This window comes from Alloactinosynnema sp. L-07 (assembly GCF_900070365.1).
Taxonomy (GTDB): Bacteria; Actinomycetota; Actinomycetes; order Mycobacteriales; family Pseudonocardiaceae; genus Actinokineospora.
The window spans coordinates 824,251-847,251 of sequence record NZ_LN850107.1 but is presented as its reverse complement, the minus strand read 5'-3'; the positions used below and the strand labels follow the sequence as shown (position 1 = coordinate 847,251).

22 protein-coding genes are annotated in these 23,001 nt (G+C 70.2%); 10 read left to right on the top strand and 12 right to left on the bottom strand.

Translation table 11 applies throughout. The features are described 5' to 3' along the window. Positions 1–10: 10 nt before the first annotated feature. Complete coding sequence (locus BN1701_RS04180) at positions 11–577, top strand: hypothetical protein (protein ID WP_054045668.1); 567 nt, start codon at positions 11–13, stop codon at positions 575–577. Between the two features lies 1 nt (position 578). On the opposite strand, the gene BN1701_RS36750 is transcribed toward BN1701_RS04180, so the two are convergent. Then, positions 579–1,136, bottom strand: a complete 558-nt coding sequence (locus BN1701_RS36750; protein WP_231949475.1) for a hypothetical protein — start codon at positions 1,134–1,136, stop codon at positions 579–581. A 325-nt stretch (positions 1,137–1,461) separates the two neighbouring features. Between BN1701_RS36750 and BN1701_RS04170 the strand changes: the two genes are divergently transcribed. After that, complete coding sequence (locus BN1701_RS04170) at positions 1,462–2,304, top strand: DUF72 domain-containing protein (RefSeq protein ID WP_054045665.1); 843 nt, start codon at positions 1,462–1,464, stop codon at positions 2,302–2,304. A gap of 56 nt (positions 2,305–2,360) precedes the next feature. Here BN1701_RS04170 and BN1701_RS04165 read toward each other — a convergent pair whose 3' ends face one another. Genes BN1701_RS04165 through BN1701_RS04155 form a run of 4 tightly spaced genes read right to left on the bottom strand, consistent with a single transcriptional unit; the run spans position 2,361 to position 5,323 of the window. Next, the gene (locus BN1701_RS04165) at positions 2,361–3,200 is read right to left on the bottom strand and encodes a helix-turn-helix transcriptional regulator (RefSeq protein WP_067520513.1); all 840 of its coding nucleotides are present in this window, start codon (positions 3,198–3,200) and stop codon (positions 2,361–2,363) included. A 36-nt stretch (positions 3,201–3,236) separates the two neighbouring features. Continuing rightward, on the bottom strand, positions 3,237–3,500 hold the full coding sequence (locus BN1701_RS33910; RefSeq protein ID WP_197672041.1) for a hypothetical protein: 264 nt from the start codon (positions 3,498–3,500) through the stop codon (positions 3,237–3,239). Between the two features lie 18 nt (positions 3,501–3,518). Further along, complete coding sequence (locus BN1701_RS04160; protein ID WP_054045662.1) at positions 3,519–4,655, bottom strand: cell wall metabolism sensor histidine kinase WalK; 1,137 nt, start codon at positions 4,653–4,655, stop codon at positions 3,519–3,521. Next, positions 4,652–5,323, bottom strand: coding sequence for a response regulator transcription factor (locus tag BN1701_RS04155; protein ID WP_054045660.1), 672 nt, complete (start codon positions 5,321–5,323; stop codon positions 4,652–4,654). The genes BN1701_RS04160 and BN1701_RS04155 overlap by 4 nt, the downstream gene beginning before the upstream one ends. 141 nt (positions 5,324–5,464) lie before the next feature. Between BN1701_RS04155 and BN1701_RS04150 the strand changes: the two genes are divergently transcribed. Continuing rightward, positions 5,465–6,349 (top strand): aminoglycoside phosphotransferase family protein, encoded by an 885-nt coding sequence (locus BN1701_RS04150; RefSeq protein ID WP_054045659.1) that lies wholly within the window; start codon positions 5,465–5,467, stop codon positions 6,347–6,349. On the opposite strand, the gene dxs is transcribed toward BN1701_RS04150, so the two are convergent. Next, a complete protein-coding gene (dxs, locus tag BN1701_RS04145; RefSeq protein ID WP_054045656.1) occupies positions 6,346–8,265 on the bottom strand; it encodes a 1-deoxy-D-xylulose-5-phosphate synthase in 1,920 nt (639 codons plus the stop codon). The genes BN1701_RS04150 and dxs overlap by 4 nt on opposite strands. 193 nt (positions 8,266–8,458) lie before the next feature. Between dxs and BN1701_RS35215 the strand changes: the two genes are divergently transcribed. Then, positions 8,459–9,136, top strand: a complete 678-nt coding sequence (locus BN1701_RS35215; protein ID WP_157367755.1) for a hypothetical protein — start codon at positions 8,459–8,461, stop codon at positions 9,134–9,136. Here the strand turns inward: BN1701_RS35215 and BN1701_RS04135 are convergent. Together BN1701_RS04135 and BN1701_RS04130 are read right to left on the bottom strand one after the other, a co-directional pair. After that, a complete protein-coding gene (locus BN1701_RS04135; protein WP_054045651.1) occupies positions 9,133–10,350 on the bottom strand; it encodes a class I SAM-dependent RNA methyltransferase in 1,218 nt (405 codons plus the stop codon). The two genes, BN1701_RS35215 and BN1701_RS04135, sit on opposite strands and share 4 nt — an antisense overlap. Further along, positions 10,347–12,356 (bottom strand): APC family permease, encoded by a 2,010-nt coding sequence (locus BN1701_RS04130; protein ID WP_054045649.1) that lies wholly within the window; start codon positions 12,354–12,356, stop codon positions 10,347–10,349. The genes BN1701_RS04135 and BN1701_RS04130 overlap by 4 nt, the downstream gene beginning before the upstream one ends. A gap of 125 nt (positions 12,357–12,481) precedes the next feature. Between BN1701_RS04130 and BN1701_RS04125 the strand changes: the two genes are divergently transcribed. The 3 genes from BN1701_RS04125 to BN1701_RS04115 are packed head-to-tail and all read left to right on the top strand — an operon-like array spanning position 12,482 to position 14,852. Continuing rightward, entirely contained in the window at positions 12,482–13,147 is a 666-nt protein-coding gene (locus tag BN1701_RS04125) for a TrkA family potassium uptake protein (RefSeq protein ID WP_054045647.1), read from the top strand. After that, positions 13,147–13,803 carry a TrkA family potassium uptake protein gene (locus BN1701_RS04120; RefSeq protein WP_054045645.1) on the top strand — a complete coding sequence of 219 codons (657 nt, stop codon included), beginning with the start codon at positions 13,147–13,149 and terminating at the stop codon, positions 13,801–13,803. The genes BN1701_RS04125 and BN1701_RS04120 overlap by 1 nt, the downstream gene beginning before the upstream one ends. Before the next feature lie 56 nt (positions 13,804–13,859). After that, a complete protein-coding gene (locus BN1701_RS04115) occupies positions 13,860–14,852 on the top strand; it encodes a hypothetical protein (RefSeq protein ID WP_054045643.1) in 993 nt (330 codons plus the stop codon). A 74-nt stretch (positions 14,853–14,926) separates the two neighbouring features. Here the strand turns inward: BN1701_RS04115 and BN1701_RS04110 are convergent, their stop codons facing one another. From BN1701_RS04110 to BN1701_RS04100, 3 genes are all read right to left on the bottom strand, one after another. Further along, positions 14,927–15,880, bottom strand: coding sequence for an acyl-CoA desaturase (locus tag BN1701_RS04110; RefSeq protein ID WP_054045640.1), 954 nt, complete (start codon positions 15,878–15,880; stop codon positions 14,927–14,929). A gap of 166 nt (positions 15,881–16,046) precedes the next feature. Continuing rightward, positions 16,047–16,745, bottom strand: coding sequence for a DUF3159 domain-containing protein (locus BN1701_RS04105; protein ID WP_054045637.1), 699 nt, complete (start codon positions 16,743–16,745; stop codon positions 16,047–16,049). Beyond that, positions 16,742–17,119, bottom strand: coding sequence for an OB-fold nucleic acid binding domain-containing protein (locus BN1701_RS04100; RefSeq protein ID WP_054045635.1), 378 nt, complete (start codon positions 17,117–17,119; stop codon positions 16,742–16,744). The genes BN1701_RS04105 and BN1701_RS04100 overlap by 4 nt, the downstream gene beginning before the upstream one ends. Positions 17,120–17,214: 95 nt before the next feature. Here BN1701_RS04100 and BN1701_RS04095 point away from each other — a divergent pair, with 95 nt between their 5' ends. The 3 genes from BN1701_RS04095 (at position 17,215) to BN1701_RS04085 (ending at position 19,835) form a co-directional block, all read left to right on the top strand. Continuing rightward, complete coding sequence (locus BN1701_RS04095) at positions 17,215–17,937, top strand: alpha/beta fold hydrolase (protein ID WP_054045633.1); 723 nt, start codon at positions 17,215–17,217, stop codon at positions 17,935–17,937. A gap of 84 nt (positions 17,938–18,021) precedes the next feature. Continuing rightward, on the top strand, positions 18,022–19,023 hold the full coding sequence (locus BN1701_RS04090) for an ATP-binding cassette domain-containing protein (RefSeq protein ID WP_054045631.1): 1,002 nt from the start codon (positions 18,022–18,024) through the stop codon (positions 19,021–19,023). Continuing rightward, complete coding sequence (locus BN1701_RS04085; RefSeq protein WP_054045629.1) at positions 19,023–19,835, top strand: ABC transporter permease; 813 nt, start codon at positions 19,023–19,025, stop codon at positions 19,833–19,835. Before BN1701_RS04090 ends, BN1701_RS04085 begins: the two co-directional genes overlap by 1 nt. 12 nt (positions 19,836–19,847) lie before the next feature. On the opposite strand, the gene BN1701_RS04080 is transcribed toward BN1701_RS04085, so the two are convergent. Beyond that, positions 19,848–22,988, bottom strand: coding sequence for a BTAD domain-containing putative transcriptional regulator (locus tag BN1701_RS04080; protein ID WP_054045624.1), 3,141 nt, complete (start codon positions 22,986–22,988; stop codon positions 19,848–19,850). Positions 22,989–23,001 lie beyond the last annotated feature (13 nt).

Below are 23,001 nucleotides of genomic sequence, written 5' to 3'. Positions count from 1 at the left end.
CGTCTGCGACATGCGGACATTCGACCCCCGCGCCGTCGGGCGGCGGGAATGCGGAGCCTGGGTGGCCTACTACCGCAGGCAGTGGTTCCGGTTCTTGCGCTACGCGGTGGGGATGGTGCGGGCAGGCTTCGAGATGTCCTGGCCGAAGACCCTGTACGGCGCGTGGCTGGTGCTGCGCGCCAACCAGCTCTGGGCGCCCGCCGAGGGCAACGACCCCGACGGCGCGCGGCGGTGCATGCGCCGGTTCTACGAACTGGTCATCGAGGCGCACGCCGAGCCGTTCGACCCGACCGAGGCGGCCCGCCTGGAGGTCGAGTGGTGGCGCGTGCACCGGGAGGCCCAGCGCGCGGGCGTGGCGAGCGAGGAACTGGTGGACGCCCTGATCGCCCTCTACGCGCACGTCTACGACGCGACGCCGGAGTCGATGCGGCTCGCCGCCCAGGAGCGCGCGGCGGCCATGGTGATCTCCGACGAGTGGGTCGCCGACGGGTGTGACCCGCTGAGCCCGTCGATCGCCATGGAACGGGCCGCGCTGGTCAGGTCCTACGCCGCCCTGCTGGCGGCCGTGCACCGCTGACTCAGCAGGAGACAGACACCGTGGCGGCGGCCTTGAAGGACACGTGGACGTGGTCCATGTGGTTGGCGGTCGGGCTGCCGCGGTTCTCCATCGCGTCCCAGCCGCCGCCGTCGTTGTAGCGCTGGCGCCAGATCACGTAGGTGACGCCGAAGGCCTGGCGGTTCGCGAGGATGTACTCGGCGACGGCGTTGCCGGTGGCGGTGTCGACCATGAAGTCGAGCGCCAGGCCCGACGGGTGGTCGCTGGTGCCGCTGCGGCCCGCGACCCCGCCGATGTCCCGAACGCCGAACTTGGCCGCGATGTGGTTGCCGACCTGCGCGACGTGCGGTTTGACGCCGTCCAGCGTGGTCGAACACGAGCCCGTGACGGGCTTGGGCTTGGTGGTGGTCTTCGGCGGCGGCGGGGTCGTGGTGACCGGCGGCGGCGGTGGAGTGGTCGTGACCGGCGGCGGAGGCGGCGTGGTGGTCACGGGCGGCGCGACGGGCGCGGCGGGGGGCGGGGTGCTCGACGGGGTCGACGTGGTCGTCAGCGGAGCCCGGAGCGAGAAGGCGGCGTTCATCGTGCGGGTCTCGGGAACGGGACCCTCGGAGAGCCAGACAGCTGCACATAAACCGGTGCCGATGACAACACCTACGCCCGCGGGCACGTGCCAGCCCACGGACTGCTTCCTATGTCGACCTGACATTCGTTGATCACCACTTGGCTCGGGGGCGACTCCTCGGGGCGGAGCCGGGGCAACATTACGAAACGGACTCGGGAAAGTCACGCCAGAGTGTCGCCGACCACATTTCCGCAGGTCGGCTTGACGTGGCGAAGATGACCTAGAATCCGGCGCATGCGTCTCACCCTGGTGGCGGTACTGATCAGCCTCCGGTCGGGCTCGCATGTGGCTGACCAGCGACAACGAGGCTGAAGCGGTGACCGGAACGATTCGGGTCGGCACGTCGGGATGGGTCTACCCACCCTGGCGGGGCGTGTTCTACCCGAAGGGGCTGACCCAGAAACGTGAGCTGGAGTACCTGTCGCGGCAGGTGACGTCGATCGAGATCAACGGCTCGTTCTACGCCCTGCAACGCCCCGAGAGCTACCAGAAGTGGCGCGACGAGACGCCCGACGGGTTCGTGTTCTCGGTCAAGGGCCCGCGATTCATCACCCACATGAAGCGACTCAAGGACGCGGACGTCACCCTCGCCAACTTCTTCGCCTCCGGCGTACTCGCCCTCGGCGCGAAACTGGGGCCGGTGCTGTGGCAGCTGCCGGAGAACTTCAAGTACGAGCCTTCGGTCTTGGAGAACTTCTTCAAGGCCCTCCCTCGAACCACTGTGGCGGCAGCGTCCGTCGCCCGTGCGCACGACTCCCGTTTGGACGGTCGCGCGTGGACGGAGACCGATGCGGACCGGCCGGTGCGGTACGCGCTGGAGGTGCGCAATCCGGAGTTCAAGCGACCGGAGTTCGTGGACTTGGCGCGGGAGCACGGGGTGGCGGTGGTTGTCGCGGACACGGCCGGTCGGTGGCCACGGTTCGATGAGGTGACGGCGGACTTCGCGTACGTGCGGCTGCACGGGGATGAGGAGCTTTACACCAGCGGCTACACGTCCGAAGCCCTTGATGCCTGGGCGGCGAAGGTGACGAAGTGGCGCGAATCGGGCGATGTGTATGTGTATTTCGACAACGACGTGAAGGCCCACGCTCCCCGCGACGCGCAGGCGTTGATCAGCAGGCTGTGATCAGGCCACGGGTGAGCAGCCGGCCATACCGACTGCCACTCTCCGTGCACCCTGTTTCAGCCCCGCTCGTGATCAGCGATCATTTTCCCAAGGAACTCCACCGTTTCGGACGAATCCAGCGCGATCCTCCGCAGGCTGGCGACCACTTGCTCGAGTCGGTCGATGTCATCGGCATCGTCAAGGAAGCCGCTCATCTGACTGCCTTCCACGAAGACCAGAGGCGGCGCGTCCCGGAATCCGAGAAGGGAGAAGTACCCGGACTGGTCGTAGCTGCCACGACGAAAGGGGATGACCCGAATAGCGATCTCAGGGCGCTTCGCCATGTCGATGAGCCAGCGGATCTGTTCCACCATCGCGTCCCTCCCACCAAACGGCCGCCGCAACGACGCCTCGTCCATGAACGCGGTGTAACGCGGCGGAACGATCCGGTGCAGGGTCGCCTGGCGCTGCATGCGCTCACCTACCCTCCGCTCGACCTCGGTGCGTTCGTAGGGAAACGACCCCATGACGGCCCTGGCATACGCCGGGGTTTGCAATAGCCCAGGTACGGGGCCTGATGAGTAGTTCACGATCGAACTCGCCTGGGACTCGAAGTAGGCCAGCTCATTGACGGGCGTGCCGGTCACACGGTTCAGGTGCCACCAGCCGACTGTGTGCACGTCCTCCGCCATGTCCATGATGCGTTTCTGCTCTGGCCCTACCACTTTGTAGACCGCCAGCAGCGCCGCGACCTGGGTGACCGAGGCCATCCGCCGCCCGGTCTCTCTCCGACTCAGGCTGGCGATGGAGATCCCCACCTGCGCGGCGACTTCATGGAGGTTCAACCCGGATGCCTTGCGCTTCTCTCGCAACTCCCGCGCCAACGCGCGTGACCGTGCCGATCGCTGTTCGCTCATATGACCATGAGACCAGGCTCACCGCGCATCCGGCACTCACTCGATCGGTGGAGCTGTTTCTCCTTGTGAGACACCATCAATCCGAATGCTCGGCGTATCCGGCCACGCGCAGTCGAAAGGATCATCGGCGCCGAACACTTCATCATCAGACTCGCGTTGCCGATACCACCGTTGCGCATCCATAGGCGGCAGCCTGCGGAACGCCGCCTGCGCTTCACCCAGGGTTCGCCGCCTCGGCGCGGCCCCTGCTTCGGGCGGCATGATCTCGGCGTTGGCGTCGCGACCACTGACCGGACTCATGAAACCACCGTAGATGAGCTACAGATGCGCCACCGACGGCAGGTGCACCGTCACGCTCAACCCACCGCCCGGCACCGGCTCAGCGGTCACCTGTCCCCCATGCGCCCTCGCCACCGCCCGCACGATCGACAGCCCCAACCCGGTCCCCGTGTGCGCGGTCCGGTCCACCCCACCCCGACGGAACGGCTCGAACAGCTCCGCCACCCGGTGCGGATCCACCGCCTGCCCCGACGACGTCACCGTCAGCGTCGTCCACTGTGGACCCCGGCTGGTCCGCACGTCGATCCAGCCGCCGTCCAGATTGTGGCGGACCGCGTTCTCCAGCAGGTTCCCCGCGACCCGTTCCAGCAGGGCCGAGTCGCCGATGACCGTCGGGTTGCCGTCGTGGAAGGTCGCGGTGATGCCTCGTTGTTCAGCTTCCGTGCGGGCCGAGCGCCAGGCACCGGCGATGACGGTGGCCAGGTCGACCGGGCCGGTCGCGCCGACGCCCAGGCCGTCGGTGCGGGCCAGGACCAGCAGCGCCTCGACCAGTTCGCCCGCGCGCAGGGTCGCCGCGCGGACGACCTCGGCCATCCGGCGCAGCTCAGCCTCGTCGGCGTCGGGGTCGGCCAGGGTGACGTCGAGTTCGGTGCGGATGACGGCCAGCGGGGTGCGCAGCTCGTGGCTGGCGTTGGCGACGAACTGGCGTTGGGTCGAGAACGCCGCTTGCAGCCGGTCGAGCATGGCGTCGAACGTGTCGGCGAGTTCGGCGACCTCGTCGCGGGCGCCGCGATGCCCAATGCGTTCGCCGAGGGACTCGACCGACAGCCGGTGGGCGGTGGCGGTGACCTCACGCAGCGGCCGGAGCACCCGCCCGGTGACCAGCCACGCCAGCAGGGCCGTCGCGGCGACCACGCACACGAACGCCACCGAGCCCGCCAGCAGAACCCGCTCGCGCGCGTTGTCTGCCAGGACTTCCGCGAGTTGCTCGGCCCGCACCCGCACGCCGTCGACCACCACCGTGGTCCCATCGGGCAGCGACGGAACCGATGCCACCACGCCGCCGGCCAGGAGCCAACCGAGCCACAACAGCAGCACACTGACCACGGCCACCAGCCCAGTGGCGAGCAGGGTGACCCTGGCCCGCAATCCGGGACCGCGACGGCGTCCGGTCACCGCACGGCGGAGGACGGCACGCGGTAGCCGGAGCCGACGACCGTGTCGATCACTCCGGGCTCACCGAGCTTCTTGCGCAGGGTCATGACCGTCACCCGGACCGTCGTGGTGAACGGGTCGGCGTTCTCATCCCAGACCCGCTCCAGCAGCTCTTCGCTGCTCACCACCGACCCGCGCGCCGACAGCAGGACCTCCAGGACCCCGAACTCCTTGCGGGTGAGATCGATCTGCTGCCCAGCCCGCGACACCGTCCGCCGCGCCGGGTCCAGCTCGACGTCGCCCGCCACCAGCACCGGCGGCGTCACCGGCGTCGCCCGGCGGGCCAGGGCCCGGACCCGCGCGACCAGCTCGGGGAACGCGAACGGCTTGGCCAGGTAGTCGTCGGCCCCGATCGACAGCCCCTCGACCCGATCGGCGACGGCGTCGCTGGCCGTGAGCATCAGCACCCTGGTCAACGCCCCGGACGCGACGATCTCCCGGCACAGCTCGTCGCCGTGCATGCCGGGCAGGTCCCGGTCGAGGACCACCACGTCATACCGGGTCACGGACGCCTTCTCATGCCCGTCGTTCCCGTCATAGGCGATGTCGACCGCCATACCCTCCCGCCGCAGCCCACGCGCCACCGCGTCGGCCAGGGGGGCTTCGTCTTCCACGATCAGGATCCGCACCCCTACAACGGTGCCACACCCCCGCCGACAAGGTCGGACAGGCCGTCCTCGGCGGACAGCGAGCACCTGGAAACCGAGGTGCGGGAACAGATCCACCTGAGGCACTGTGAGCTGAGTCCCTCAGCACAGTCAGGTGGTCCGTTGTCCGTCTCGAAGCTGCACGCCGACGAGGTCGAGATCGACAGTTCTCTGGTCGGCGGCCTACTGGCCGCACAGTTCCCGCGGTGGGCCGACCTTTCCCTGACCCTGGTGACCAGCCAGGCCGGGACCTCCAACGTCCTCTACCGCCTCGGCGAAGACATGGTCGTGCGCCTTCCCCGCACCCCAGGCGCGGCCGACAGTGTGGCGCTGGAGTCTCGGTGGCTGTCGCGGCTCGCCCCGGAGCTGCCGTTCGCGGTGCCGGAAGTCCTCGGCGAAGGACTCCCGACAGACGGATATCCGCTTCAGTGGTCGGTCTGTCGCTGGCTCGACGGCGATGACGTCCTCACCAACCCCGACGTGGACGAGCACCACGCCGCGATCGACCTCGGGCGGTTCATCGGCGCCCTACGGAAGGTCGACGCGGAGGGGCCGCCCGCGTTTCGGGGTGGACCGCTGGCGACGCGCGACGCCGGGGTTCGGGCGGCGGTCCGGGATCTGGGCGGCACGATCGACGCGGCGGCGGCGACCGCGGCCTGGGAGAAGGCGCTGGCGACGCCCGAGTGGACGGGCGACCCGGTCTGGCTGCACAGCGACCTGCTGCCCGGCAACCTGCTGGCCCGCGACGGCAGGCTCACCGCGGTCATCGACTTCGGCGCGTGCGGTGTCGGCGATCCGGCGTGCGACACAATGCCCGTCTGGACAGTCCTGTCGGCCGAGACCCGCCCGCTGTTCCGCGCCCAGGTCGACGTCGATGACGCGACCTGGGCGCGGGGGCGTGGGTGGGCGTTGTGCTTCGGGCTGGGCGCGGCGGACTACTACGAGGTACGGAACCCCGTGTTCGCGGCGCTCGGCAGGCGGGTGGTCGGCGAAGTCCTCGCCGACTAGGGCCTAACTCGGCCGGGCTCTTCCTCCGACTCGGCGGTCTCGCTGCCGAGCAGGTCCGACGCCCAGCCGGTGACCCGGCGGGCCACGTCCTGGGCCGTCAGGCCAAGGCGGACCAGGACCTCGTCGCGCGAGCCGTGGGCGTGGAACTCGTTGGGGATGCCCAGGTCACGCAGAGGGACGTCGACGTCGCTGTCACGCAGCAGAGCGGCCAATGCCCAGCCGAAACCGCCGTGGCGGCCACTGTCCTCGACCGTCACCACGAGTCGGTGCTTCGCCGCGAGCTCGACCAGCTCACGCGGGACGGGGGCGACCCAGCGCGGGTCGACCACCGTCACGCCGATGCCCTGGTCAGCCAGGCGCTCGGCCGCGGCCAGGCCCAGTTCGGCGAACGAGCCGACCGTCACCAGCAGCACGTCGGAGCTGTCGCCTCGGCGCAGCACGTCGACCGGGCCGACCCGTTCGACGGCGGTGATGTCGTCGCCGACGGTGGCCTTGGGGAAACGCAGGACCGACGGGCCGTCGTCGATGGCGACCGCCTCCCGCAGCTCCTCGCGCAGCGTGGCGGCGTCGCGGGGGGCGGCGATGTGGATGCCGGGGATGACACCGAGGATCGACAGGTCCCACATGCCGTGGTGGCTGGCGCCGTCCGGGCCGGTGATGCCCGCGCGGTCGAGCACGACCGTGACCGGCTGCTTGTGCAGCGCGACGTCCATCAGCAGCTGGTCGAACGCGCGGTTGAGGAACGTCGAGTAGATCGCGACCACCGGGTGCAGCCCGGCCATCGCCATGCCCGCGGCCGAGGTGATGGCGTGCTGCTCGGCGATGCCCACGTCGAAACACCGCTCGGGGAACCGCTCGGCGAACGGGGCCAGACCCGTCGAGCGCAGCATGGCCGCCGTGATCGCCACGACGTCCTCGCGCTCGGCGCCGATGCGCGCCAGTTCGTCGGCGAAGACGCTGGTCCAGACAGTGCCCTTGGACTTGCGCGGCTTGCCGGTGACCGGGTCGATCGGGTCGGTCTGGTGCATCTGGTCGAGCTCGTCGTTCTCGGCGAGCGGATAGCCGTTGCCCTTGCGGGTGACGGCGTGCACGATCACCGGCCCGCCGAAGTCCTTCGCCCGGCGCAGCGCGGCCTCCAGCGACTCGAAGTCGTGGCCGTCGACCGGGCCGAGGTACTTCATGCCCAAGTCCTCGAACATCGCCTGCGGCGCCAGCGCGTCCTTGATTCCGCGCTTGGCCGCGTGCAAGGCCGCGTAGAGGGGCTTGCCGACGACCGGCGTGCCCTGCAGAACCCGCTTGCCGCCTTCGAGCGCGCGCTCGTAGCCCGGACGCAGCCGCAGCGCGGCCAGGTGGTCGGCGACACCGCCGATGGTGGGCGAGTAGCTGCGGCCGTTGTCGTTGACCACGATCACCACAGAGCGGTCGGTGCCCGCGGCGATGTTGTTGAGCGCCTCCCAGCACATACCGCCGGTCAGCGCGCCGTCGCCGACCACGACCACGACGCTGCGCTTGTCGCCGCGCAGCTCGTAGGCCTTGGCCAGGCCGTCGGCGTAGGACAGGGCCGTCGAGGCGTGGCTGTTCTCGACGTGGTCGTGCTCGCTCTCGTCGCGGCACGGGTAGCCCGAGATGCCGTCCTGCTGCCGCAGGTCGTCGAACCCGTCCCGGCGGCCGGTGAGGATCTTGTGCACGTAGGCCTGGTGGCCCACGTCGAACACGATGGCCTCACGGGGCGAGTCGAACACCCTGTGCAACGCGATCGTGAGTTCCACTACCCCCAGGTTGGGCCCGAGGTGGCCACCGGTCTTGGTGACCTTGTCCACGAGGAAGGAGCGGATCTCGGCGGAGAGCCGGTCCAGTTCCTCCGGCGTGAACCGCATCAGATCAGCCGGTTCGTGCACGGAATCGAGCAGCGTCACCGCGTCGTCACCTCGTCATCGTCGGCTGTTCCCGCTCGATCCAGTCTACGAGTGGGGCTCCGATGATCGCCCGAGGTGTCCGACACATGCACGACACCATCACCGATCGTGCACATGTTCTCCCCCACAGCGGTAGTGTCTCTTCGCAGCCAGGGGGATGTTTGCTAACGGGGGAACGATGACGGAGTCGGTCATGGAACCGGTCGAACAGGACCGACTGACCAAGGAGGTCGGCCGCGCTTTGGTGCGCGTGGCCGGGCAGCACTGGCAGCGCATTCGCGCGTCCTACCGCTCGGCCGGGCGGCATGTCGAGGTCGACGTCACGGTGTTGGGCGCGGATGGTCATGACCACGTCATCCGGCCGCCTGGGGAGGTCGTCTCCGGGTTCGCCCGGCTGCGCGGCGGGATGTACCGGGCGGGCCGGGGAACGTGGATCTCGGCGACGTACTCGATCGAGCCTTCGGGGACTTTCGAGGTCGAGTTCGAGCCGGACGTGGAGCCCGAATGGCGACGGGTGCCGCCGCCGATCGGGTTCCTGGACGAGTTGAGGTTCTTTCCTAGGTCGGACGAGCACATCCCGGACTGGCTGCGGGTTCGGGCGGGGATGCCGCCCGCGGTGACAGCCGAACAGCAGGCTGCCCACACTCCTCCGGGAGGGCTGCCCGCGCAGCCCGCACCACCGCGCTCCGGTCCGGCAACGCCTGGTGGGCTGCCGCCCGTTCCAGGGGGTCCGCCGCCGCATCCGGGTCCGCGGATGCCGCCGCCGGGTCCGCCGCCGCGGCACCCCGCTCCGGGTGGGTTTCAGCCCGGCCGTCCTGGCGCGGTGCCGCCGATGCCCTATCGGGGCGGGCCTCCCGGAGGCCAGCGCTAGCGCTCGAGCAGCGCGACGCTTTCGACATGGTGGGTCATCGGGAAAGTGTCGAAGGCCCTCAGGTTCGTCAGGCGGTATCCGTGGTCGGCGAACAGGGCTATGTCACGCGCCAGGGCCGCCGGATCACAGGCAACGTAGACCACACGTTTTGGTTCTCGGTCAGCGATTGCTTCGACCACCTCGCGGCCCGCGCCCTTTCGGGGCGGGTCCAGGACGACTACGTCCGGGGAGGGGAGGTCGGCGCCCAGTACGTCCTCCACTCGGCCCGAGAACACGCGTACTTGGGGTAGGTCTCGTAGGTTCTCGGCGCCGTCTTCGGCTGCCTTGCGGCCGGATTCGACGGCTACGACTGTCCCTTGTGGACCGACCTGGTCGGCCAGCACGGCCGCGAACAAGCCGACGCCCGCGTAGAGGTCCCAGGCGCATTCGCCGGGGGTGATGCCCGACCACTGTTCCACGACCTCGGCCAGTACATCCGCGGCATCTGGGTGGACCTGCCAGAAGCCCTGGGCGTCGAGTTTCCACTCGCGGCGGGCGGCGCGTTCGGTGACGGTGGCCGAACCGATGACGCGGTGGGCACGGGGTTGTCTGCGGCCCTTTTCCTGAATGAGTTCGCTGACGTGGGTGTAGCCGTTGGCGTCGACAGCGACGTCCAGTTCAGCGCCCGGGGTCCAGCGGTTGGGGACGACAGCGTCGACGGTGCCGGGGGCGGCGATGACGCAGTCGGTGACCGGTACGACCCGGTGGCTGCGGTGGGCACGGAAGCCCGCCTGGCCGCGTCGGTCGACGGCGAGGCGAGCGCGGGTGCGCCAGTGGGTCAGGCCGCCCGCCAGTTCCTCGACCTCTCCATCCCACGAGAGGCCCGCCAGCCGCCGGAGTTGTTCGGCCAGTACCGCCTTCTTCAACGCGCGCTGGGCGTTCGCTGTCGCGTGTTGCCAGTCGCAGCCGCCGCAGCCGCCGGGGCGGGCCAGGGGGCACGGTGGTTCGACGCGGTCCGGGGACGGTGTCTGGATCTCGACGGCGTCGCCGCGGCAGAAGGATCCGCCGCGGTCCTCGGTGATCTCGACGACGGCCCGCTCCCCCGGCAGCGCGTGCCGGACGAACACGACCCGGCCCTCGACCCGCGCGACGCAGTGGCCGCCGTGGGCGACGGCGCCGACCTCGACCTCGACCCGGCGCCCAGTCCAGTCCGCGGCGGGTTCAGTTCCGGTCATCGTCGCTCGGTCTCCTCATCGATTGCCAGGCCGCGCCGGATCAGGCCGGGCGCCACCACCTCGGGCTCGTGCACGCCCTCCGACGACTGCAGCTGCCACGGCACGCTCGTCACCATCACGCCGGGCTGGAACAGCAGCCGCCCCTTGAGCCGCAGCGCGCTCTGGTTGTGCAGGAACTGCTCCCACCAGTGCCCGACCACGTACTCCGGGATGAACACCGTGACCACGTCGCGCGGGTTGTCGGTGCGCATGCGCTTGACGTAGTCCAGGACCGGTTTGGTGATCTCCCGGTAGGGCGATTCGATCACCTTCAGCGGGACCTTGAAGTCCTGCTTGTCCCACTCGGCGACCAGGCGCTTGGTGTCGACGTCGTCGACGTTGACCGTGATCGCCTCCAGCACGTCCGGCCGGGTCGCGCGAGCATACGCCAGGGCTCGCTTGGTGGGCAGGTGCAGCTTGGAGACCAACACGATCGTGTGGATCCGCGACGGCAGCACGAACGGGTCCTTGCCCTCGGCCTTGGCCAGTTCGTCGCTGACCCGGTCGTAGTGGCGGCGGATGCCGGTCATCATCGCGTAGAGCGCGGCCATGGCGGCGATGGCGATCCAGGCGCCGAGCAGGAACTTGGTGACGAGCACGACTACCAGCACCGCGCCCGTCATGGCCAGACCGAAGGCGTTGATGGCCTGCGAGCGGCGCATACGGCGGCGCTCGGCTGGGTCGGTCTCGGTGGCGAGGTGCCGGTTCCAGTGCCGGATCATGCCGGTCTGGCTCATCGTGAACGAGACGAACACGCCCACGATGTAGAGCTGGATGAGCTTGGTGACCTCGGCGTCGAAGGCGATCACCAAGACGATGGCGAACGCGGCCAGGCCGATGATGCCGTTGGAGAAGGCGAGGCGGTCGCCGCGGGTGTGCAGCTGCCGGGGCAGGTAGCGATCCTGGGCGAGGATCGAGCCCAGCACCGGGAAGCCGTTGAACGCGGTGTTCGCGGCGAGCACGAGGATCAGCGCGGTGACGATCGTGATGAAATAGAAGCCCGCCGAGAAGTCGGAGAACACCGCTTGGGCGATCTGGGCGACCAACGTTTTCTGCTCGTAGCCCTCGGGGGCGTTGACCAGCTGAGTGTCCGGGTCCTCAGCCAACTTGACGTCGGTGAGCTGGGCCAGCGTGATCAGGCCCATCAGCATGACCACCGAGATCAGGCCCATCAGCAGCAGCGTCGTGGCCGCGTTCTTCGACTTGGGCTTGCGGAAAGCTGGCACGCCGTTGCTGATCGCCTCGACACCGGTCAGCGCCGCGCAGCCCGACGAGAAGGCGCGCATGATCAGGAAGACCAGGGCCAGGCCCATCAGCTCGCCGTGCTCGGCGTTGATCGTCAGGTTCGCGCTCTCGGCGGGCATCTCCTCGTCGAGCACCAGCCCCCGGAACAAGCCGAAGCCGATCATCACCATCATGCCGGCCATGAACGCGTAGGTCGGCACCGCGAACGCGGCGCCCGACTCGCGGATGCCGCGCAGGTTCATGGCGGTGAGCACGACGATGGCCGCCACCGCGAACCACGTCTTGTGCTCGCCGATGTAGGGCACGGCCGAGCCGATGTTGGCCATGGCCGACGCGATCGACACCGCGACGGTGAGCACGTAGTCGACAAGCAGCGCGCTGGCCACTGTCAGGCCCGCCCGGCGCCCCAGGTTCACGGTGGCGACCTCGTAGTCGCCGCCGCCGGACGGGTACGCCCGCACGTTCTGCCGGTAGCTGGCGACCACGGTGAGCATCACCACCACGACCACGAGCCCGACCCAGGGCGCGAAGACGTAGGCGGACAAGCCCGCCACGGAGAGCATCAGGAAGATCTCTTCAGGCGCGTAGGCCACCGAGGACATCGCGTCCGAGGCGAACACCGGCAGCGCGATGCGTTTCGGGAGCAGGGTGTGCGCCAGGCGGTCACTGCGGAACGGCCGTCCGACGAGCAGCCGCTTGGCCGCCGTTGAGAACTTGGACACGGGTGCACAGCGTAGGCGGTCGCGTCACCGTTTCGGAGCAGGCACCGGTAGGTTCATCAGTGTCGCTCGCCGAGAAGTCGACGGGTGTCCGTTTCGCGTGAATACAGCCAGCGAGGAGGCTGCTCGTGCACGTGGTGATCATGGGCTGCGGACGCGTCGGGGCCTCGATGGCCCACGCCCTGGAGCGCCTGGACCACACCGTCGCCGTGATCGACAAGGACCCGCAGGCGTTCCGGCGCCTCGGTGCCGACTTCCACGGTCAGCAGGTCGTCGGGCCCGGATTCGACCGCCAGGTGATGATCGAGGCGGGCATCGAGCGCGCGGGGGCCTTCGCGGCGGTGTCCAGCGGCGACAACTCCAACATCATCTCCGCCCGCGTGGCCAGGGAGACCTTCGGCGTCGACCACGTCGTGGCCCGCATCTACGACCCCAAGCGGGCCGAGGTCTACGAGCGGTTGGGCATCCCGACCGTGGCGACGGTGCCGTGGACGACCGACCGGCTGCTGCGCACCCTGCTGCCCGACGGCGTGGCGTCGGCGTGGCGGGACCCGTCGGGCAAGGTGGCGCTGCTGCAGGTGCCGGTGCACGAGGACTGGGTGGGCCGCACGGTCCGGGAGTTCCAGTCGGCGACCGGCTGCCGGGTCGCGTTCATCATGCGGTTCGGCACTGGCGTGCTCGCCGAGTCGAAGACCGTCATCCAGGCCGACGACCAGGTCTACGTCGCGGCCCTGTCCGGCACGGTCACCGAGGTCACGACGGCCGCCGCCCAGGCGCCGGAGGAGGGTCACTGATGCGTGTCGCGATCGCCGGGGCAGGCGCCGTCGGCCGCTCCATCGCCGCGGAACTGGTGGGCGGCGACCACCAGGTGATGCTGATCGAGCGTGAGGCCAAGCAGTTCGAGCCGCACACCGTCGAGCAGGCCGAGTGGGTCCTCGCCGACGCCTGCGAGCTGGCGTCGCTGGAGGACGCGGGCATCCAGCTGTGCGACGTCGTGATCGCCGCGACCGGCGACGACAAGGTCAACCTCGTGGTGTCGCTGCTGGCCAAGACGGTTTTCGCGGTCCGCCGGGTGGTGGCTCGCGTGAACGACCCGTCGAACGAGTGGCTGTTCACCTCGGCCTGGGGCGTGGATGTCGCCGTGTCGACCCCGCGCGTGCTCGCGGCGATGGTCGAGGAGGCGGTGAGCGTCGGCGGGCTGGTGCAACTGCTGACGCTGCGCCAGGGGCAGGCGAACCTGGTGGAGATGACGCTGCCGGAGGACACGCCTTGGGCGGGGCGGCCGGTCCGGGAGGTCAAACTGCCTCGGGACGCGGCGTTGGTGACGATCCTGCGGGGCGGGCGGGTGATCGTGCCGCAGGCGGACGATCCGCTGGAGGGTGGGGACGAGCTGCTGTTCGTCGCCTCGGCCGATGTGGAGAACGAGATCCGCAAGGCCCTGGGGCACTAACGCATCTCTCAGTGCGCCGATACCGAAAGTAAGACTCGGCGAGACCTGGGGGACACATGCGGATCAAGCTCGCCCTGGCGACGGTGGCGGCACTCGGCGCGGCGGGCTGCGGCCCGGCCCCGGCTTCGGTGGACACACCGAGCACCACAACACCGGCGAAGACCACTTCGCCGACCCCGTCCAGCCTGGTGGACCCGAACTCGATCAAGGCGGTCGCCGTCGTCGCGGGAGACTTCGTCGACTTCGACATGTGCAGCCTCGTCGACCACCCGACCCTCTCCATCGGCGGGATGGTCCGCCCGGCTCTCGGCCGGTCGTACGACCAGTGTGACGTCCACATCGATGCCGCGGCGCCCGCCTTCGTGGTGATCGGGCCATGGCACCACCCGACTCCTGGCAACTCGAGGCCAGGGGTCACCGGGCTCCCTGGCGGGCTGACCGACAATCGAGTGGACGCCGACCCTGGGGAGTGCGCGCACAGAATCACCTTCACCGACGGTATCGAGCTCGACATCCTGGTGACACCCGAGGCGAACAAGCCCATCGCGGCGTGCGACATCGCCGCCACGGTGGTCACATCGGTGAGTGCGCGGGCGCGCGACGGCAAGGGCGCCAGATTCCCGTCACCGGACCCGAAGTCGCTGCGCGGCGTCGACGCCTGTCAGGTCGTCCCTGCCGGAGTGGTGACGGGTGCGGGCAAACCTGTCGGGCTGTCATCCCACATGTGCGACTGGCGGGACACCGACCTGGACGTACGTCTTGCCTTCACCGAAGGGATGGCGTCGATCTACGGCACCGAGAAGCTTGGGAAGCCGGAGACGATCGCGGGCAGGGCGAGCTTCGTCAACGACTCCCCGAACAACAATCCGCCAGGCGTGATGTGCGAGGTGGCGCTGGAGCACAACCGCGCGAAGGGGCCTCAGTCCTCGATGCCGAACAACGAGTACGCGGTCGTCTCGGTCGAGACGACCGGACCTGACAGAGCCGACCTGTGCACCGTGGCCAGGAAGATCGCGGCCTCCGTCTGGCCGAAGCTGCCCGCGGCTTGACCGCGCGAGCCAGGACAGACCACGGGCCGGGCAGCACCGCTGTGGGTGCGTCCCGGCCCGTGGTGACTGACGAACTACTTGGCGAGCGCCTTCTCGACGCGGAGCTTGTCGATGCGCTGTTCGGTGGGCCAGCGGACGTTGCTCGCCCAGCCGAGCTTCTCGAAGATCCAGATCACCCGAGCCGAGATGTCGAGCTGACCGCGGAGCACGCCGTGGCGGGCCGAGGTCGGGTCGGCGTGGTGCAGGTTGTGCCACGACTCGCCGAAGCTGAGGATGGCCAGGGGCCAGACGTTGGCGGCCTTGTCGCGGGACTTGAAGGGGCGGTCGCCCATCATGTGGCAGACCGAGTTGACCGACCACGTGACGTGGTGCAGCAGCGCGATGCGGACCAGGCCCGCCCAGAAGAACGCGGTCAGCATGCCCCACCATGACCAGGTCAGCAGGCCGCCGAGCAGTGCGGGGACGGTCAGCGACGCCACGGTCAGCGGGATGAACATGCGGTCGACGGCGCGCAGGTCGGCGTCGGCGGCCAGGTCGGGGGCGAAGCGGTCGATGGTGGTGCAGTCGCGGTCGAACAGCCAGCCGACGTGCGAGTGCCAGAAGCCGCGGGCGATGGCGACCGGGCCGGTGCCGAACAGCCACGGGGAGTGCGGGTCGCCCTCCTTGTCGGAGAAGGCGTGGTGGCGGCGGTGGTCGGCGACCCACTCGATGACCGAGCCCTGGGCGGACAGGCCACCGGCGGCGGCGAGGGCGATCTTGAGGCCCCGCTTCGCGCGGAAGGAACCGTGGGTGAACAGGCGGTGGTAGCCGACGGTCACGCCAAGGCCGCTGATCATGTAGAACGCCAGCGCGATGCCCACGTCGACCCAGCCGAGGCCCCAGCCCCAGGCGAACGGCACGGCGGCGCCGACGGCCAGCAGCGGGATCACCACGAAGGCGTAGACGCCGAACTGCTCCGCGCCGTTGCGGCGGCGGTCGGTGAGCGGCTTCGCCCCCGGGGCGAGTGGGGGCTCGAGAGTTGTCGTCACGTGCGGCTACCTCGGATCTCCGGTCGTCTCCCCCAAGACGTCCCTACGGTTACGTAACCGTAAGCCTACGCGAGTACGGAGAGTGCCTGATGACCGAGAGACGAAAGTCTCGGGACGACAAAAGGCCACCATCCGGCATGGATGGTGGCCTTTCGGACCCGGAAGATCAGGAAGTTTCGCCGTACTTGGCCCGCAGCCGGGCCTCCACCTCTTCGTCGCTCTCCACGAGTGCTTCGCGTTCGGCCTGGCGGTGCTTGGCCTTGCGCACGGCCCACACGGTGACCGCCAGCGCGCCGATGAACAGCGGGTAGCCCATCGCGAGTCGGGCCACGGCCAGCCAGCCGGTCTGGTCCTCGTCGTAGAGCCACTTCTGGACGACGTACCGCGCGGCGAACACCGCGACGAAGGTCAGGGTGGCGATGTCGTAGGCCCGCCGGGACACCTTGTCCTCGCGCCAGCTCTGGCCGAGGCCGTTGAGCAGCGACCAGATCACCCCGACCAGCGGCCTGCGCACCAGCACCGAGGCCAGGAAGGCACCGCCGTAGATGAGGCTGGTCCAGATCCCGAGCAGGAAGAAGCCCTTGGCCGACCCGGTCTGGTTGGCGATCAGCGCGGCGATGGCCACGCCGAAGAACCCGGAGATGGCGGGCTGCAGCGGCTCCTTGCGCACGACGCGCACAACCGTGATCAGCACGGCGCACCCGACGGCGCTCCAGATGCCGACGGTGAGCCCGAAGGCCAGGTTGGCGAGCACGAACACGACCACCGGGACGGACGAGTAGATCAGTCCGCTGACCCCGCCCATCTGCTCCAGCAGCGTTGGCTCGGACTTTGGTTCGTTGACCTCGGCGGTCGGTTTCGTCATGTGGTGGTCTGCAACTCGTAGTAGGGGTTGTAGAGAACCTTGCGACCGTCGCGGACCGCGATCCGGCCCTGCGCCTTGACGGTGCGGCCCGGCTCGATTCCCGGGATCCGGCGACGACCGAGCCAGACTAGTGTCACGCCCTCGGTCCCGTCGAACAGCTCGGCCTCCAGCGTGGCCACGGCGTCGCGCGGACACAGCTCGACCGTGCGTAAGCGGCCCAGCACCGTGACCTCGTCACCGGACTTGCAGTCACAGGCCCGGCGCGCGCCTTGCGCCTCGGCCCGTTCGGACAGGTCGTCCGCGTCCAGCTGCGCGACATCGGTCGTCAGCCGTTTGACGAGACGGTGCCAATAGCCGTCCCCCTTGGTGCCCATGTTGTCCCGCTCCTGTGGTGGGGGTCGGCCCCGACGAACGACCCATGCACAATCAGGTTAACCGCGCCAGGTAACCCGAGGACAGGGAACGAGGGGTGAGTGTGACCCAGCCGCCCGCCGCCGCGCACACGGCCGTGCTGCTGCCCGGCACCGCGTCGGACGACGTGTTCGTCCGGGCGGTGTTCGAGGTCCCGCTCGCCGCCGTCGGAATGGCCGCCGTCATGCCCGCACCGGTGCGTGGACCAGGGCATGTGGCCGCCTACCTCGCCGCGTTCGACGAGGCGGCCGAGGCCGGGCAGCCGATCATCGCGGGCGGCATCTCGCTGGGCGCGCACCTGGCCGTCGAGTGGGCGCTGAAGAACCGGGACCGCTGTGCCGGGCTGCTGCTGGCGCTGCCGGGCTGGACCGGGGCGCCCGACGGTGCCCCGGCCGCCGTCGCCGCCCGCTACAGCGCCGCCGCCGTGCGCGAACTCGGGCCGACCGCGGCGACCGAGGCCGCGGTCGCCGGGCTGGACCCGTGGCTGGCCGCCGAGCTGACCCGCGCCTGGTCCGGCTACGGCGACGACCTCGCCGAGGCCCTCGACGTCGCCGCCGACCATGTCGCGCCCACGCTCGATGACCTGGCCACGCTCGACATCCCCTGCGGCGTCGCGGGCTTCACCGACGACGCCGTGCACCCGGTCGAGGTCGCCACCGCGTGGGCCAAAGCCCTCCCCCAGGCCACCCTGTGCACGACCCGCCTCCAGATCGTCGGCGCCGACCCGGAGGCCCTGGGCCGCGCGACGGTGCTGGCCTGGCTGCGGGCCGTCACGCCGTGACTGCCGCAAGTGGGTGACATCGGCTGAAGGCCGCTTGAAGGCGTCGTGAAACTCGCGGGGCGGACAGTTCCTCCCGTGACCACAATGACGACATCGGAGACCCGCGGCGTCGCGCGGGACAGCGTGGACCTGGCCGTGCGCACGCACGAGCTGGTCAAGGTCTTCGGCGACAACCGCGCCGTCGACGGCATCGACCTCGAAGTCCGCCAGGGCGAGATCTTCGGCGTGCTCGGCCCCAACGGCGCGGGCAAGACCACCATGCTGCGGATGCTGGCCACGCTGTTGGAGATCGACGGCGGCCACGCCGAGATCTTCGGCGTGGATGTGCGCGAGCACCCGCACATCGTCCGCCAGCTCGTCGGCGTGACCGGGCAGTACGCGTCGGTCGACGAGAACCTCACCGCCACCGAGAACCTGTGGATGTTCGGCCGCCTGCAGGGCCTGCCGTCGGCCAAGGCCAAGCAGGTGACCGCCGACCTGCTCGGCCAGTTCGGTCTGGAGGAGGCGGCCAACCGGCCGCTGAAGCAGTTTTCCGGCGGCATGCGACGCAGGCTCGACCTCGCGGCCAGCCTGATCACCCGCCCGCCGCTGATCTTCCTCGACGAGCCGACCACCGGGCTCGACCCGCGCACCCGCGGACAGATGTGGGACACGATCCGCGCGCTGGTGTCCGACGGCTGCACCGTGCTGCTGACCACGCAGTACCTGGACGAGGCCGACCAGCTCGCGGGCCGCATCGCGGTGATCGACCGCGGCCGCAAGGTCGCCGAGGGCACGCCGGACCAGCTCAAGAGCCAGGTCGGCAACTCGACACTGCAGGTCCTGCTGACCGACCCGGCCGACCTGGCCGCCGCGACCGACACCATCCGCCGGGTGCTGCGGGAGGAGCCGGTGCTCACCCCGGAGCACGGCCGGATCAACGTCGCGCTCGACCGCGCCGACCAGGCCGCCGACGTGCTCATCGCGCTGCGGACCGCGTCGGTGTCGGTGGCGTCGGTGAGCGTGCAGAAACCCAGCCTTGACGAGGTGTTCCTGGCCCTGACCGGCCACGACACCCAGGACCCGACCGCCGAGGAAGAAGCCTGATGACCACCGTGACCCTGCACCCGGCCGTCGCCGCAGCCAAGCCGCGGGTGACCATGGCCGAGACGTTCAGCCAGACCATGACGCTGGCCTGGCGGGCACTGAAGAAGATGCGCCGCAACCCGGAGCAGTTCTTCGACGTGACCATCCAGCCGATCCTGTTCACCGCGATGTTCGCCTACATCTTCGGCGGCGCGATCTCCGGAAACGTCGCGGCGTACCTGCCGCTGATGATCCCGGGCATCATCGCCCAGACCACGCTCACCGCCTGCATGGCCACCGGGGTCCAGCTCCGCGAGGACATGGAGAAGGGCGTCTTCGACCGGTTCAAGTCCCTGCCCATCGCCAGGATCGCGCCGCTGGCCGGGCCGATGATCGCCGACCTGATCCGCTACGGCGTCGCCGCGGGCCTCACCTTCGGCATGGGCATCCTGATGGGCTACCGCCCCGGCGGCGGCGCGCTGGGCGTGCTCGCGGGCTGGCTGCTCGCCGTGGTGGCGGGCTGGTCGCTGGCGTGGCTGTTCACCTGGTTCGGCACCATCGCTCGCAGCGCCCAAGGCGTGCAGGGCATCTCGCTGATGGTGATGTTCCCGCTGACCTTCATGTCGAACGCGTTCGTGCCGACCGAGTCGCTGCCGGGCTGGCTGGCCGCGTTCGTCCGGGTCAACCCGGTCTCGCATGTGGTGTCGGCGATCCGCGACCTGGCCAACACCGGCACCGTCACCGCTGAGGTCGGCTGGGCGCTGCTGGGCTGCGCAGCGCTGGTCGCGGTGTTCGCGCCGCTGTCGGTGCGCAGCTTCCGCCGCCGGATGTAGCAGCTCTAGTGGCTAGCCGAAGAGGCTGTCGACGACCGCGCGGGCCTCATCGAGCAGCTGAGGCCCGCGGCGGTCGCCGTACTCGGCCAGCCACCGCGCGACCTCGCCTGCCGCCTTCGCCTCGGCGGGGGCGGTCACTGCCTGCCAGGCCATCGTCGGATAGGCCCGGTTGTAGCCGAACCGGTCGGCCAGCGCGAGCAGCCGGGCCGCCTCCGACGCGGGCAGCGTGTCGCGCTGCAACCCCCAAACCGCGAGCCCGACGAGGACGATGCCGATGACCGGGTGGTCCAGGTTCGGCCGAGTCGGGTCCAGGACGCCCTCGACCTTGGCGCTCAGCACGGTGTACAGCTCCGCGCCCTCGGTTCCCTTGCCGAACTGGGCGTGCGCGCCGAGCGCGGCGGCCTCGCCGAACAGGGTCCACGGCTCGAAGCCGGTCGGCTCGCCGAATCCGGGAAAGCGCAGCTCGCGCATCTGCGCGACGACATCGCGGTAGGCCCGCAACCCCTCGGCGTGGTCGCCCCGCACCAGCGCCATCTCCGCCTCGGCGACGGTACGCACCAAGTCGCCGCCGAAGCCCCCATGGGAGCCATCGGCGGCGTCGATCTGCTCGATCCAGTCCTGTGCCTCGGTCAGCCTGCCCGCGCTCATCGCCACGACCGCGAGCAACGCACGCAGCTGGCACGCGTCGTCGAAGGCGCGTAGCCGGTCCAGGACCGGGAGCGCGGCGATGGCGTGCGGTCGCGCGTCCTCCAGCAGCCCGAGTTGTCCGTACAGGTCGGCGACCTGGGTGTGCAGCATCGCCCGGTGCCATGGGCCTTCCTCGTCGCGGGCCAGGGCCAGCGCGCGGGTGGCGTGTTCGAGCGCGCCCTCGGGATCGCCCTGGTTCTCCAGCGCGTGGGCGTACCACTGCAGCGCCAGGCACGCCGTGCGCCGGTCCGGGTGGTCGCACAGCGCCGCCAGCTCGGCGGTGCTGCCGTCGGGGTCGGCGTGGTCGAGCGACAGCACCACCGACACGTGCGCGGCGATGACCGGCGACGCCGTGCCGGGGCCGAGTTCGCGCAGCAGCGCGGTGGCCGCCGCCGAGTCGGCGCCCTGCAGCGCGGCGGCGTTGCTGATCAGCACGGCCATGCAGGTGCGAGCGTGGTCGGCGATGTCCTCCGTGGGCGTCCACCCGAGGATGGCCTGGTCGAGTGCCTCGGCGAGCACGATCACCCTGGGGTGCTCACCACGCACCATCCAGAACGGCCCCAGCGCGGCGAACACCACGATCACTGTGTCCACATCGGACGCGGCGAGCGCTTGGCGCAGCACGTCGGCGAGGTTGGTCTCCTCCAGCAGGACCTCGTCCATCAGCTCGAACTGGGCCGGGGTGAACAGGGAGTCGCCCGCCGACCGGGCGAACCGGCACGCCCACGACCAGTGCGCCGACCTGGCCTGCTCGGTCTCCCCCGCGTCGGCGAGCCGGTCGCGGCCGAACTCGCGGACGGTCTCCAGCATCCGGTAGCGGACCCGGCCCGCGGACTCGAACACGCTCAGCAGGGATTGGTCCACCAGCGACTCGACCGCGTCGATCGCGGCCGGTCCGATGAGCTGCTCGGCGGCGGCCAGGGTGAATCCGTCGTGGAAGACCGACAGCCACCGCAGGCCGCGCCGCTCGCGCTCGGCCAGCAGGTTCCAGGACCAGTCGATGACCGCAAGCAGCGTCTGGTGCCGGTCGGGCGCCGTGCGGTCGCCGCCCCGCAGCAGCGCGAAACGGTCCTCCAGCCTGCGGGCGATGTCTTCCACCGACATCGCCCGGACCCGGGCCGCGGCCAGCTCGATGGCCAGCGGCAGCCCGTCGAGCCGGGTGACGATGTCGGCGACCACAGCCTCGTCCAGGGCCACATCGGGCCGGGCGGCCTGCGCGCGCCTGCCGAACAGCTCCACCGCGTCGCCGGTCCCGAGCTGGCCCAGCGGGTAGACCCGCTCGGCGGAGATGTTGAGCGGGGCCCGGGTGGTGGTCACCACGCGCAGGTCGCGGTCGGCGGAGACGAGGAAGGCGACCAGGTCGGCCACCGCGTCGACCACGTGCTCGCAGTTGTCCAGGATCAGCAGGGCGGGCGACTGGTCGAGCTGCTGGGCGATCCGAGCGCGCACGTCGGCCCGTTGCACCGGGGTCAGCGCCCGCCGACCGGCCAGCGAGTCGCGCACGCCCAGCGCCGAGCCGACCTCGCCGACGACGTCCTCGGCGGCCACCACGCCGACCAGCTCCACGAAGTGCACCACCGGCTGGTCGGCCTCGCGGCCCAGCACGTGCGCCAAGCGGGTCTTGCCCAGCCCGCCCGCGCCGACGATGGAGGTGACCCTGGCGGAGCGGACCAGCGCGCGCATGGCGGCGATGTCGGCGTCGCGGCCGACGAGCTCGGTGTGGTCGAACAGCAGCCCCTGGCGGACCGGTCGGTCCTTGGCGAGCAACTCGGAGTGCAGCCTGCGCAGCGACTCGCCGGGGTCGGTGCCCAGGGTGTCGGCCAGCCGCGCCCGGTAGTCCTCGAAGTGCCGCAGCGCCGCCGAGGGGCCGTGCACGGCGCTCTCGCTGCGCAGCAGGCACGCCAGCAGATCCTCGTCGGCCGGACGCTTGACCACGGCGGCGGCCAGCATCGGCAGGGCGCGCTCGTGCTCGCCGACTCGACTCAGCGCCAGGCCGAGCAGGTCGCGGGCTTCGTCGGCCTGAGCAAGAGCGGCGGCCAGCAGGTCGCCCAGGGCGCCTTCGTCGGTGGAGACAGCGATGGTGCGTCCCAGCTCGACCGCTTCCTCGGCGGCTGATCTCGCTCCGGGGGCGTCACCGGCCGCGAGCCTGGCGCGGGCCTGCTGGACGGCGATGGCGAGTTTCAGTGCGTCGACCTGGTCGGGGGCTATGCCGAGGCGGTAGCCGTTGGAGGACCTGGTGATCACGTGGGTGTCGGTGGCCGCTCTGGTTCGGGAGACCACGACTTGGAGCGCTTTGGTGGGGTGCGACGGCAATGCGTCGGGCCACAGCTCGGCCACCAGCCTTTCGTCGCTCACCCCGTCGCGGGAATGGCGGACCAGTTCGGCTAACAACGTCTGCGAGCGCTCACCGACCACAGGTGTGCCCTGCCAGCGGACACCGTCTAGCAGGATCAGAGGCGGGCGCACACGATCAGCCTAG